A 13,271-nucleotide genomic window follows, 5' to 3' on the forward strand; every position below is an offset into this window, starting at 1 on the left:
GCAACTGGTACACCCACGACGCAGGGCCTCGGGCAGCTCCAGCGGCTCCCGCGCCGTGACCAGCACCAGGCTCTCCGTCCGCTCCGGCACCAGCGCCCGCACCTGCCCCGCGTCCACCGTGTCGTCCAGCACCACCGTCACCGGGAAGCCCTGCAGGTGCTGGTGGTACAGCTCGGTCAGCCTGCGCACCTGCGACTCGGCCGACGCCCCCTCACGGAACAGCAGCTGATCGCGCGGCGCCCCCAACCGGTTCAGCAGGTGCAGCAGCGCCTCCCGCGTCGACAGCGGCGCCTCGCCCGCACCCGTGGCCCCGCCCCGCAGGTCCACCACGCACGCCCCGCGGAACTGGTCCCGCAGCGCGTGCGCCGCCCGCAGCGCCAGCGCCGTACGCCCCACCCCCGGCTCGCCGTGCAGGACGACCACCACCGGCCGGGTCTCCGTGCTGGCCCGCGCCGCCGACACCCACTGCGCGATCCGGGTCAGCTCCGCGCGCCGGCCCGTGAACAGCGCGTCCGCGTCCGGGAGCTGCCCGAACGACTGCTCCAGCATGCTGCGCCGCCGCGCCTCCGCGCTGCGGTCGCCCCCGCGCGGCGGCGCCACACCGCCGACGCTGCCGCCGACCGCCACCCCGTTCGCGACGCGCCCGCGCGCCGCACCCCGGACGGCGGCCGCCGCCACCGCCCGCTCCTGCTCCAGGAACGGCCGGATCCCGCGCACCTCCAGCGCCGTCAGCCACCGCAGCCGCAGCTGCTCCACGCCGCCCGGCCGGCCCGCCGCCCCGGCCCGGCGGTTCGCCGCGGGCACGTGCAGGGCCGTCACCTTGGCCACCGTCGCCGCCGCCCCCGCGACGCCCACGACGATCCCCGCGCTGAGCGCCGTCCCCGCGTCCACCCCGAACGCCAGGTCCGCCCCCACGGCGGCGGCCGCGGCGACCCCCGTCACGAACAGCGACGCCCCGGTGTTGCCCCGTCGGAACGCCTCCCCGAGGGACTGCTCCCCCGGCGGCCGCCTCGTCCAGCGCCGCCACGTACGCCGCGTACTCCTCGGCGGCCGCCGCCGCGATCCCGTCCAGCGCCTCACGCCCGCGCGCGAGCAACGCCCCGGCATCCCCCGCGCCCGCCCGCCGGACCTCCTCCTCGACGGCCCGGGCCAGCACCCGTTCGGCCTCGACACGATGGCTGTCCCGCATCGGCATCCTCCTCGGAGAGCTCCGGAAACGTGCGCCAAGTGTCCTGCGGGACAGTCCGGAGCGCGAGGAATCTGAGCTATTTCAGAGGGAGTTGGGGGCCGCGCGGACATCCGCGTGCATATATGTACGCCCTGGCGCGCCCCCGGCGCGCCAGGGCCGCGCCTACCCTGGACCCATGACCCCACGGTGGAAGGTCCCGGCCCTCTGCGCCGCCCTCCTCGCGCCGGCGGTCGCGGTCGCGTTCGCCGTCACGCCCGTGTCCGTGTCCCTGTCCGACCCCCCGAAGGCGCCGCCGGACCGCGGATTCACCCTCCGCTACGAGACCCCCGACCCCGCCGACGAGGACGACGCCGCCCTCCTCCGCGCCCGCCGACCGGCCGAACGCGCCGTCGCCGCCCTCAACGCCTACCTCGACCTCCCGGCCCCCGTCACCGTCCTCGCCCGCTCCTGCTCCGGCGAGGGCACCGGCTACGACCCGGCCGCCCGCCGCATCGAGCTCTGCTACGACGACCTCGCCGACGACCGGGAACTCCTCGGCGACGACACGGCCGCCGCCGACGTCACCGCCGAAACCGTCTACCACGAAGCCGGCCACGCCCTCGTCGACACCCTCGGCCTGCCCGTCGCCTCCGACCGCGCGGAGGAGGACACCGCCGACACCTTCGCCGCGTTCATGCTCATCCGCGAAGGCGAGGACGGCGAACGCGCCCTCCTCGCCGCCGCCGAGGCCTACCGCCTCACACCCCCGCCCGGACCCGGACCGGACGAACACGCCCCGCCCGCCGACCGCGCCGCCGCACACCTCTGCCTGCTCCACGGCGCCGCCCCCGAACGCCACCCCGGCCTGGCCGCCCAGGGCTGCGCCCCCGACTGGCCCACCGTCCGCGACGCCTGGACCCGCGACCTCGCACCCCTGCTCAGGACCCCAGCACCCGGTCCCGCCAGCGGATGAACGACCCCTCCGCATCCCCCGTGTACGACCACGGCACCCGCGTCGCCCGGTTCTCCATCAACGCGAACACCGGCCCCGCCTCCCCCTCCATCCCCGCGTGCACCAGACCGTGCGCCAGGTGGTTCAGGTCCGCCACGTCCTGCGCGTACACCGCCGTCCGGCCCCCGATCCACTTCTCCAGGGCCTCCTTGAGGTCCCACTGCGCCCGCCCGCCGCTCCAGTGCGTGGCCAACCCGATCCCCGTACGCCCCTGCTCCGCCCGCGCGTACCGGAACTGCTCCGCCCGCGCCACCTGCGGCAGCACCGCCAGCGGCGAGCCGACCGGGGCGTAGACGGCCGTGTCCCACGCGAAGTTGTACGCCTCCCCGTGCGAACCGTGCCACCGCGCCGACAGGTACCGCAGCGCCTGGTGATGCCCCTCCCGGTGGAACGGGTCCCGGGCCCGCAGCTCCTTCCACCAGTGCCCCAGGTTCGGGTCGCCGCCCTCGTACAGCCGGGCCAGCGCCACCAGCGACACGTACGGGTGCGGGTCCCCCGGAGCCAGCGCGGCCGCCCGCAGGCACAGCCCGGACGCCCGGTCCAGCGCCTCCCGCGCCGGCATCGCCCCGCCGCGCGCCACCGCGAACATCCGCATCACCTCGGTCTCCGCGCGCAGCACCGCCGCGTCCGGGTCCGAGGGGTCCGACGCGTGCCACACGTCCACCGTGTGCCGGTCCGCCGCCGCGTCCGCCAGCAGCCGGATGCGGTGCGCACGCCGGTCCCAGTCGTCGCGCGGATGCCGCGCGAGCAGGTCCCGGGCGCCCTCCCAGCGGCCCATGGCCATGTCCTGGCAGCCCTCTTCCAGGGCCCGGTCGCCGAACGCCGGATCGTAGTCCGGCGCTCCGGACCGCCGACGGCGCAGCCACGCTGACATGCGTACTCCTCGATAGGGGGCCGGGGCCGGGGCGGAGGCCCGGGGCCGGGGGCCAGGGCCGGGGCCGTGCGTCAGAAGTCGCTGAGGACGCCGTCCGCCCGGCGCCCCGCATGGGCGGCCGCGTGCAGCTCGCCGCCGACGGCCGGCTGCCCCGGATCCAGCGGCCGGGGGCTGAAGTACGGCAGGTCCCGCAGCCACGCCGCACACATCGGCACCAGCCCCAGGGCCAGCGCCCCCAGCCCGACGGCCAGCGCGCTGCCCGTCAGCTCGGGCAGCGACACCACGAAGACCCAGCCCATGAACAGCGCGCCGGCCAGCGGCCACAGCCCGACGAAGAGCAGGTTCCCGGCCGACCGGAACAGCACCCGGCGGTACGCCACCACCGCCGACAGGCCCGCCAGCGCGTAGTAGAAGGCGATGTGCAGCCCGATCCCGCTCACCGCGTCGCGCACGAACTGCGCGCCCGAACCGGCCGTGGCGGCCACCGCCACCACCAGCAGCGCCACGCCGGCCATCCACCCGGTGGCCACGGCGGGCGTCCCCCACGCCCGGTGGATCCGCCCGAACACGGACGGCACGGTCCCGTCGCGGCCCATCGCGAACAGCGTCCGCGTCGCCTGGAGCAGGGCCGTCTCCAGCGTGGCCGCGGTCGACAGCACCACCGCCAGCACCAGCAGCCGCCCGCCCCAGCCGGGCCAGACGGCCTCGCCCAGCTCGGACAGGAACCCGTCGGGGTTCCGGCGCACCGCGTCCACGCCGATCAGCCGGACGGTGGCCACGGTGAACAGCGAGAACACCACGAACGACACCACCACCCCGATCAGCCCGCCCAGCCCGAAGCCCCGACGGCCGCCGCGCGTCTCCTCGTTGAGGTTGCTCTCCACGTCCCAGCCCGCGTACATCACCCCGGCGACCAGCGCCCCGGCGACGAAGCCGTGCTCGGCGTCGAAGTGCCCGAAGCCGAACCAGGAGAGCGAGAACGGCGTCTTGTGGCCGTCCGTGGCGAGGGCCGCGACCGCGAAGGACAGCAGCAGCGCGAGCTGCGTGCCCGTGATGATCCGCCGCGCGTACGGGCCGATCCGCGCCCCGAGCGCCACCACGCCCGCCATGAGGACGAACAGCCCCGCGCCCACCGCCGTCGCCAGACCGGCCCGGCCGGCCGTACCGGCGCCGGCCAGGGCGAGCACGGCACTGCCGGCGGGCCGGGTGGCGGCCACGAGGAACACGGTCGCGGAGACGACCAGGGCCCAGCCGCTCAGGAACCCGAGGAAGGGGTGCAGCGCCCGCGCCACCCACGCGTAACTGGCCCCGGCGTTGACGTCGAGCCGCCCGAGGTGGCGGAAGGCCAGCGCGATCCCGACGGTCGGCAGCGCGCAGTACAGCAGCACGGCCGGGCCGGCGAGGCCGACGGTGGCGACCAGGACGGGAATCGTCGCGGCGAGGGTGTACGCGGGCCCGCACCCCCCGACGGCCATGACGACGGCGTCGAACGTCCCGAACACCCCGCCCCGCAGCTCGCCCCCGCCACCGTTCCCGGCCCTCCTGCCCAACGCGCTGCCCCTTCCGGCCGTGTCACAGGGGCCCGATCTTGCCGACGCCGAAGTGGAGATACAAGCCCTACTCTTCGGTTTCTTTTGTCAACAGCCAATCGAAGCGCGGAAATCGGCGTCCACATCCTGGACAACTGCGGATTTCGTTGTCACGCGACGATGTCCGACGAGTCGACCCCGCGGGCTAGATTGGCCCCATGTCGAACCGCCTCGCGAACGAGACCTCGCCGTACCTGCTCCAGCACGCCGACAATCCGGTCGACTGGTGGCCCTGGTCGCCGGAGGCGTTCGCGGAGGCGCGGGAGCGGGACGTGCCGGTGCTGCTCAGCGTCGGGTATTCGAGTTGCCATTGGTGCCATGTCATGGCCGGCGAATCGTTCGAGGACGACCTGGCCGCCGCCTACATGAACGAGCACTTCGTCAACATCAAGGTCGACCGCGAAGAGCGCCCCGACATCGACGCCGTCTACATGGAGGCCGTGCAGGCGGCGACCGGGCAGGGCGGGTGGCCCATGACCGTGTTCCTCACGCCCGACGCCGAGCCGTTCTACTTCGGGACCTACTTCCCGCCCGAGCCCCGGCACGGGATGCCCTCCTTCATGCAGGTGCTCGAAGGCGTGCGGACCGCATGGGCCGGGCGGCGCGAGGAGGTCTCCGAGGTCGCGCAGCGGATCGTGCGGGACCTGGCCGGGCGGCAGCTGGACTACGGGAGGGCCGGGCTGCCCGGGCCCGAGGAGCTGGGGCGGGCGCTGCTCGGGCTGACGAGGGAGTACGACGCCGCGCGGGGCGGGTTCGGCGGGGCGCCGAAGTTCCCGCCGTCGATGGTGCTGGAGTTCCTGCTGCGCCACCACGCCCGGACCGGGTCCGAGGGGGCCCTGCAGATGGCCGCCGACACCTGTGAGGCGATGGCCCGGGGCGGGATCTACGACCAGCTCGGCGGCGGGTTCGCGCGGTACTCCGTCGACCGGGAGTGGGTCGTGCCCCACTTCGAGAAGATGCTGTACGACAACGCCCTGCTGTGCCGGGTGTACGCGCACCTGTGGCGGGCCACCGGTTCGGACCTGGCGCGGCGCGTGGCGTTGGAGACCGCCGACTTCATGGTGCGGGAACTGCGGACGGAGCAGGGCGGGTTCGCCTCCGCGCTCGACGCCGACAGTGAGGATCCGTCGAGCGGCAAGCACGTCGAGGGGGCTTACTACGCCTGGACGCCCGCGGAGTTGGCCGAGGTGCTCGGGGAGGAGGACGGGGCGGTCGCCGCCGCGTACTTCGGGGTCACCGAGGAGGGGACCTTCGAGCACGGCAGGTCGGTGCTGCAACTGCCCCAGGGCGGGCCCGTGGTGGAGGCGGGGAAGGTCGCCTCCATCAGGGAGCGGCTGCTTGCCGCGCGGGGCCGGCGGCCCGCGCCCGGGCGGGACGACAAGGTCGTCGCCGCCTGGAACGGGCTGGCCGTCGCGGCGCTCGCCGAGTGCGGGGCCTTCTTCGAGCGGCCGGACCTGGTCGAGCGGGCGATCGAGGCCGCCGATCTGCTCGTACGGGTTCACTTCGACTCCACGGCCGGGATGGCCCGGCTGGCGCGCACGAGCAGGGACGGGCGGGTCGGGGTCAACGCCGGGGTGCTGGAGGACTACGGGGACGTCGCCGAGGGGTTCCTGGCGCTGGCCTCCGTCACCGGGGAGGGGGTGTGGCTGGAATTCGCCGGGTTCCTCGTGGACCTGGTGATGGCCCGGTTCACCGCCGGGGACGGCTCGCTCTACGACACCGCGCACGACGCCGAGCAGCTGATCCGCCGACCGCAGGACCCCACCGACACCGCCGCCCCCTCGGGCTGGACGGCGGCGGCCGGCGCGCTGCTCTCGTACGCCGCGCACACCGGTTCGGCGCCGCACCGGGAGGCGGCGGAGCGGGCGCTCGGGGTGGTGCACGCCCTCGGGCCGCGCGCGCCGCGTTTCATCGGGCACGGCCTGGCGGTCGCGGAGGCGCTGGTCGACGGGCCGCGGGAGGTGGCCGTGGTGGGTCATCCGGAGGATCCGGCGACGGTCGCGCTGCACCGGACGGCGCTGCTGGCGACGGCTCCCGGGGCGGTGGTGGCGGTCGGTCTGCCGCGCAAGGCCGACGGCAGCGGTGGGGAGTTCCCCCTTCTGGCCGAGCGCACACTCGTGCGCGACCTTCCGACGGCGTATGTGTGCCGTCATTTCGTCTGCGCGCGTCCTACGACGGAACCGGTCTCACTGGCTGAGCAGTTGGGTGTGGTTCATCCGTGATTGTGGCAGAGTAGCGTCAATTCCGGTTGCCCGGGCGTCACTTGGAAACCTGGTTTTTATTCGAGTGGCGCCTGAGTTTCATTTTCACTGTCTAGTCTCGTGTCTTCGGGAGTAACGGGACGGCGCGCTGGGGGGTGCGCGCGTGCGGGGGACGCGGGGGCGGCAGGCCGGGGGGCCGGGCCGTCTCCGGGGGGTTTTCGATCGCCGCCTGGGGTTGCGGCTCGGCTGTGGGGGACAGTTTGCTCACCTCTGTCTTTGTTGCCGCCATTTCTCTGGCGCTCTTCTGGATGGCCGCGTTCACGCTGTGGTGGCAGATGCACGCCTGGCGGACGCCCGAGACGCTCGCGGCGACCCGCTTCGACAGTCCTGACAGCGGGGGACGGCTGGCCTTCTCGCTGCTGCTGCCGGCCCGCCACGAGCAGGCCGTGCTGGAGCACACCATCGACCGGCTGCTCGAATCGAGCCACACCGACTACGAGATCATCGTCATCGTCGGCCACGACGACCCCGAGACGGCCGCCGTCGCCGAGCGCGCCGCGGTCCGCGCGCCGGAGCGCGTACGGGTCGTCGTCGACCACCACGAGACGAAGAACAAGCCGAAGGCCCTCAACACCGCCCTGCCGCAGTGCCGGGGCGACATCGTCGGGGTCTTCGACGCCGAGGACCAGGTCCATCCCGAGCTGCTCACCCACGTCGACCACGCCTTCCGCTCCACCGGCGCGGACGTGGTCCAGGGCGGGGTGCAGCTGATCAACTTCCACTCCAGCTGGTACAGCCTGCGCAACTGCCTGGAGTACTTCTTCTGGTTCCGCTCGCGTCTCCACCTGCACGCGGAGAAGGGCTTCATCCCGCTGGGCGGCAACACCGTCTTCGTGCGCACCGCGGTGCTGCGCGAGGCGGGCGGCTGGGACCAGAACTGCCTCGCCGAGGACTGCGACCTGGGCGTGCGGCTGTCGTCGGTGGGCAAGAAGGTGGTCGTCGCGTACGACTCCGACATGGTCACCCGCGAGGAGACGCCGGGCTCGCTGATGAGCCTGCTCAAGCAGCGGACCCGCTGGAACCAGGGCTTCCTCCAGGTCTACCGGAAGAAGGACTGGCAGCAGCTGCCCGGCCGGGGGCAGCGCTGGCTGGCCCGCTACACCCTGATGACCCCGTTCATGCAGGCGGCCACCGGGGTGATCATCCCGGTCAACTTCGCGGTGGCGTTCTTCCTCGACGTGCCCGTGGGCATCGCGATCATCACCTTCCTCCCCATGATCACGGCGATGGTGACGTTCGTCTTCGAGATCGTCGGCCTGCACGACTTCGGCCGCCAGTACGGCCTGCGGGTGCGGTTCTCGCACTACCTGAAGCTCATCGTGGGCGGTCCCTTCTACCAGGTGCTGCTGGCGGGCGCCGCGATCCGCGCGGTCTGGCGCGAGCAGCGCGGCCGCAACGAGTGGGAGCTGACCAGCCACACCGGCGCGCACCTGAACTCCGCCGCGTCCGGGGCCTCCGCCGGCTCCGCCGCCGGCGCCTCCGTCTCCGCCACTTCGATCCGAGAGGACAGCCTCCGGTGACCGCCACCCTGCCCACGGCCACTGATCCCCAGCCGGCTGACCCCGCCGACACCGCCCAGCTGCTGCCCGTACGCCGCCCGCCCGGCTCCGGCTCCGGCGGCGCCGGTTCCCCGGACACCGGGGGCAGGGGCGGCGGCGGTCTCGGGGTGCGCCCGGCGGCGTTCGCGCGCCCGATGGTGCGCTTCCGCTCCTCCCGGCCGGACCTGCTGCTGTGCGGGGTGATCCTGCTGGCGATCGTCCTCGTACAGGGCTGGAACATCACCAACTTCCCGACCCTGAGCGACGACGAGGGCACGTACCTCGCCCAGGCGTGGGCGGTCCAGCAGGGCGACGGGCTGGCCCACTACACGTACTGGTACGACCATCCGCCGCTGGGCTGGATACAGATCGCGGGCCTGACGTACCTGCCCGCCCTCTTCGTGCCCGACTGGATGACCGTCGCGCCGATGCGCTTCTCGATGCTGGCCGTCTCCGCCGCGAGCTCGGTGCTGATGTACGTGCTGGCGCGCCGGCTGTGGCTGCCGCGCTGGGCGGCGGGGCTGGCGATGGGGCTGTTCGGGCTGTCGCCGCTGTCGGTGGTCCTCCAGCGGGAGATCTTCCTCGACAACCTCGCCGTGATGTGGATGCTGCTGGCGTTCTGCCTCGCCGCGTCCCCGAGCCGGCACCTGTGGCACCACTTCGGCTCGGGCCTGGCGGCCGCCACCGCCGTCCTGACCAAGGAGACGATGCTGGTGGTGCTCCCGGCGCTGCTGGTGACGATGTGGCGCCACAGCCACCGCGACACCCGCAAGTTCGCCGTGACCGGGGCGATAACGGCCTGCGCGCTGATAGGGCTGTCGTACCCGCTGTTCGCCCTGCTCAACGACGAGCTGCTGCCCGGCGCCGGGCACGTCTCCCTGATCGACGGCATCACCTACCAGATGAGCCGTCCCGGCTCCGGCTTCATCCTGGACCCCGGCACCGGCTCGAACGGGGTCTTCCGGTCGTGGCTGTACTACGACGCCGTCCTGCCGCTCGGCGGGCTCGCCGGTGCCGTGCTGCTGCTGGTCACGCACCGCTGGTCGGTGACCGCCCGCGCGCTCGCCGGGCCCGCCCTGGCCGTCGTGATCCTCGCCGTGGTCGCGATGCGGCCCTCCGGCTACCTCCCGGCGATGTACGTGATCCAGGCGCTGCCGTTCCTGGCGCTGGTCCTCGCCGGGGGCGCGGCCAGCGTCACGCACGCCGTGCTGCGCCGCCGGCGTGCGCCGGGGGAGCGGCGGGGCGTGGTGTACGCGCGGTGGGCGCTGGTCGGCGTACTGGCCGTGGCGTCGGCCGCGTTCGTGCTGCCGCGCTGGTACGAGGGCAACCGGACCGCCCTCACCGTCGACGCCAACGCCCCCTACCGGCAGGCGGCGGCGTGGCTCGGCCGTGAGGTGGCCGACCCGGCGCACACCCGCGTCCTCGTGGACGACGCGCTCTGGCTCGACGCCGTTCACCACGGTTTCGCACCCGGGGACGGGGCGATCTGGTTCTACAAGGCGGACCTCGACCCGGCCGTCACCAAGACCCTGCCGCGCGGGTGGCGGGACATCGACTACGTGGTCTCCTCGCCCACCGTGCGTCGCGACGCGGCGGACCTGCCGAACGTGAAGGCTGCTCTGGAGCATTCGACCGCGGTCGCCGTCTTCGGTACGGGCGAGGACCGTATCGAGATCCGCCGGACCGACCGCGAGAGTGGGAGCTGAACCACGATGAGCGAGAACCTGGGGCCCCCGCACGCCCTGGATGATCCGGAAGTCGCCGCTCCGCCACCCCGTGCCCCCGGCCGCGGCCGGGAGGTGCCCCGCCTCCTGAAGCGGCCGGCGGCCCTGCTCTCCGCGAGCCCCCTCGTGCGGATGATCGGCTTCGGGCTGGTCGGGGTCTCCGGCTTCGTGCCGAACCTGGCGGCGCTCTGGCTGCTGACGCACGCCGGGATGCAGTACCTCGTCGCCGGGGTGCTCGCCAACCAGGCCGGGGTGCTGTGGAACTTCCTGCTCATCGAGACGCTGATCTTCCGCGACCGGCGCCGCCACCGCCACTGGGCGGACCGCTTCGGCCGCTTCGCCCTCATCGCCAACGCCGACCTGCTGCTGCGCGTCCCGCTCATCGCGCTGTTCGTGGACCGCTTCGGCCTGGAGGTGCTGCCCGCGACCGCGCTCGCGCTGGTCATCACCTTCGTCCTGCGTTTCGCCGCCACCGAGGCGCTCGTCTACCTGCCGCGCGGGCCGCGTGCGGCGCGCACCACCAGGAGTTGAGCCGTACCGAAAGGACCACGTATGCGTAGGAAGATCCGACGGGGGGCGGGGCGCCGGGCCGCTCTGACCGCCGTCGGCGCGATGACCGCCAGCCTGCTCCTGACCGCACCCCAGCAGGCCACGGCCGGAGCGCCGAACCTGCTGACCAACCCGGGCTTCGAGACCGCCGGTCCGGCCGGCTCCGACATGCCCTCCTGCTGGTCGAAGTCGGGCTGGGGCGACAACGACTTCACCTTCGCCACCGTCGCCGACACCCACAGCGGGACCAAGGCCATGAAGGTCTCGGTGACCCGCCGGGTCAGCGGCGACCGCAAGGCCCTGGTGACCGAGAACGCCGCCTGCGCCCCGACGGTGGTGCCGGGGAAGCAGTACGACCTGTCCGCCTGGTACAAGTCGGACACCCCCGACGTGTCGGTGACGGTGTTCCGCCACGACACCACCGCGGGCTGGCAGTACTGGACGGACCTGCAGAACCCGCCGGTCAGCGCCGCGTGGGCGCGTACGGAGGTCCGTACGCCCGCCGTACCGCCGAACACCGACAAGATCGCGTGGGGCCTGTCCGTCTACGGCGTGGGCACCCTCACCACCGACGACTACGCGCTGGAGGAGGTGGGCGCCGTCCCGCCGGGGCCCGCCTGCACGGGCACGGCCGCGGAGTGCGCCAAGGGCAAGTGGGAGGTGATGGGCACCCAGAACCCGGTGCGCTCGATGCACGCCGTGGTCCTGAAGAACGGCAAGGTGCTGCTGATCGCCGGTTCCGGCAACGACATCTCCCAGTTCAACGCGGGCACCTTCACCTCCGCCGTCTACGACCCGGTGGCGGGTACCGCCAAGACGATCCCGACGCCGGTGGACATGTTCTGCTCGGGGCACGTGCAGCTGGCCGACGGCCGGGTGCTGGTGATGAGCGGCAACAAGGGCTACCCGTCCGCCGACGGCAAGATCGGCTACCAGGGGCTGAAGGACAGCTACGTCTTCGACCCGGCGAACGAGACGTACACGAAGACCAACGACATGAACGGCGGGCACTGGTACCCGTCCGCCACCGTCCTCGGCAACGGTGACGTGATCTCCTTCGGCGGGCTGAAGGAGGACTCCACGGGCAACGTCACGGCGGAGAAGTTCTCGGCGGCGCAGAACAAGTGGCTGCCGATGAACGAGGTCAACCAGACCTGGTCGTACTGGGGCCTGTACCCGTCGATGATCCTCATGCAGGACGGCCGGCTCTTCTACTCCGGCAGCCACACCTTCGGCAACGGCACGCCCGGCTCCGGCGCCTCGGTCTACGACTACGACGCCAACACCATCACCGACGTGCCCGGCCTGCGCAAGAAGGACGAGCGGGACGAGTCGGCGAGCGTCCTGCTGCCCCCGGCCCAGGACCAGCGGGTGCTGACCGTCGGCGGCGGCAACAACGAGAGCAACCCGGCGGCCAACCGGCTCACCGACATCATCGACCTGAAGAAGCCGAGCCCCGCCTACACGGCGGGCCCCGACCTCCCGCAGGGCCTCGTCGACACCGGCACGGGCAAGCGCCCGCAGACCGGTGCCGAGGGCAAGATGTACGTCTCCGCGGTGCTGCTGCCCGACGGCAAGGTGCTGGAGACCGGCGGCGGCCTCCACGACCGGGCCGACCCGGTCTTCGAGGCCTCGTTCTTCGACCCGGCGAGCAACACCTACCAGGCGGGCCTGGCCACCGACCCGATCCCGCGGACCTACCACTCGGGGGCGTTCCTGCTGCCCGACGGCCGCGTCATGTCCGTCGGCGACAACCCGGGCAACGGCACGTACAACCACGCGGTGTCGATCTACAGCCCGCCCTACCTGTTCAAGGGGCCGCGCCCGAAGCTCACCTCGGTGATCGACACGGAGTGGGTGTACGGGGACACGCAGCGGATCACGGTCGACCGGCCGATCGCCAAGGCCGAACTGATCCGCCCGGCGGCGGTCACCCACTCCTCGGACCCCAACCAGCGGTTCGTGGACCTGCCGATGACGGTGATCGACAACAAGACCATCGACCTCAACGTCACGAGCAACCCCAACCTGGCGCCGCCCGGCTGGTACATGCTCTTCGGGGTCGACGCGAACGGCGTCCCGTCGGTCGCGACCTGGGTCCACCTCGGCGGGGCCCCCGCGCTGGCGGCGGCGGCCAAGGCGGACGGGAAGCAGCTGCCCGCACCGCACGAGCACTCCTTCGCCGACAAGCTCGCCCCGCCCAAGGCCAACCCCGGGCAGCGGGACTCGGCGCCGGTCGCGCCCACCGTGGCCGGCTGCGACCGGCACTACGGGACGGCGAGCGTCTGCGTACCGGGCACCTTCCCGGCGGAGGTGAAGAAGACGACCAAGGCGCGCTGCGAGTGGCTGGCCGCGCACCAGTTCCCGAAGCGGATGAAGGTCAACGGCAGCGACCCGCTGCGGCTCGACCCGGACGGGGACGGCTACACCTGCTGAGCCCGTAGCACCCCAAGTGCACCCGTTTGACGGCCCGTCGTCCCCCGTGGGAGGCGGGCCGTCCTCCTACGCTGAGCGCTGGCCTCTTCCGGTCCGTCACGTTCTGGTCGAAAGGTTCCG

The 13,271-nt window shown here is 73.1% G+C and carries 7 protein-coding genes and 2 pseudogenes; 6 read left to right on the forward strand and 3 right to left on the reverse strand.

The annotated features are described in order from the left end of the window. Positions 1-1,189: pseudogene (locus tag SSNG_RS22160) on the reverse strand (AAA family ATPase); the annotation flags it as partial. Positions 1,190-1,364: 175 nt separating this feature from the next. Between SSNG_RS22160 and SSNG_RS38070 the strand changes: the two are divergent. Further along, complete coding sequence (locus SSNG_RS38070; RefSeq protein ID WP_007266127.1) at positions 1,365-2,141, forward strand: DUF4344 domain-containing metallopeptidase; 777 nt, start codon at positions 1,365-1,367, stop codon at positions 2,139-2,141. Here the strand turns inward: SSNG_RS38070 and SSNG_RS22170 are convergent. Together SSNG_RS22170 and SSNG_RS22175 are read right to left on the reverse strand one after the other, a co-directional pair. Further along, a complete protein-coding gene (locus SSNG_RS22170) occupies positions 2,107-3,054 on the reverse strand; it encodes a hypothetical protein (protein WP_007266128.1) in 948 nt (315 codons plus the stop codon). The two genes, SSNG_RS38070 and SSNG_RS22170, sit on opposite strands and share 35 nt — an antisense overlap. 71 nt (positions 3,055-3,125) lie before the next feature. Further along, entirely contained in the window at positions 3,126-4,604 is a 1,479-nt protein-coding gene (locus tag SSNG_RS22175; RefSeq protein WP_241695098.1) for an APC family permease, read from the reverse strand. A 197-nt stretch (positions 4,605-4,801) separates the two neighbouring features. Here SSNG_RS22175 and SSNG_RS22180 point away from each other — a divergent pair, with 197 nt between their 5' ends. The 5 genes and pseudogenes from SSNG_RS22180 to SSNG_RS22200 all read left to right on the forward strand — a co-directional run bounded on the left by SSNG_RS22180 (position 4,802) and on the right by SSNG_RS22200 (position 13,151). Beyond that, positions 4,802-6,865 (forward strand): thioredoxin domain-containing protein, encoded by a 2,064-nt coding sequence (locus SSNG_RS22180; RefSeq protein WP_007266130.1) that lies wholly within the window; start codon positions 4,802-4,804, stop codon positions 6,863-6,865. Between the two features lie 239 nt (positions 6,866-7,104). After that, positions 7,105-8,424 (forward strand): glycosyltransferase, encoded by a 1,320-nt coding sequence (locus tag SSNG_RS22185; protein ID WP_042801645.1) that lies wholly within the window; start codon positions 7,105-7,107, stop codon positions 8,422-8,424. A 146-nt stretch (positions 8,425-8,570) separates the two neighbouring features. After that, positions 8,571-10,148 carry a phospholipid carrier-dependent glycosyltransferase gene (locus SSNG_RS22190; protein ID WP_241695253.1) on the forward strand — a complete coding sequence of 526 codons (1,578 nt, stop codon included), beginning with the start codon at positions 8,571-8,573 and terminating at the stop codon, positions 10,146-10,148. A gap of 123 nt (positions 10,149-10,271) precedes the next feature. Next, positions 10,272-10,697 (forward strand): annotated as a pseudogene (locus SSNG_RS22195) (GtrA family protein); the annotation flags it as partial. A 21-nt stretch (positions 10,698-10,718) separates the two neighbouring features. Next, complete coding sequence (locus tag SSNG_RS22200) at positions 10,719-13,151, forward strand: galactose oxidase-like domain-containing protein (protein WP_007266134.1); 2,433 nt, start codon at positions 10,719-10,721, stop codon at positions 13,149-13,151. Positions 13,152-13,271: the final 120 nt, after the last annotated feature.

It is taken from the genome of Streptomyces sp. C (assembly GCF_000158895.1).
GTDB lineage: Bacteria > Actinomycetota > Actinomycetes > Streptomycetales > Streptomycetaceae > Streptomyces > Streptomyces racemochromogenes.

What these genes read in the sequence shown, in the direction of transcription:
- SSNG_RS38070 (WP_007266127.1), top strand. Translation starts at nt 1,365, where the DNA reads ATGACCCCACGGTGGAAGGTCCCGGCCCTCTGCGCCGCCCTCCTCGCG.
- SSNG_RS22170 (WP_007266128.1), bottom strand. Translation starts at nt 3,054, where the DNA reads ATGTCAGCGTGGCTGCGCCGTCGGCGGTCCGGAGCGCCGGACTACGAT.
- SSNG_RS22180 (WP_007266130.1), top strand. Translation starts at nt 4,802, where the DNA reads ATGTCGAACCGCCTCGCGAACGAGACCTCGCCGTACCTGCTCCAGCAC.
- SSNG_RS22200 (WP_007266134.1), top strand. Translation starts at nt 10,719, where the DNA reads ATGCGTAGGAAGATCCGACGGGGGGCGGGGCGCCGGGCCGCTCTGACC.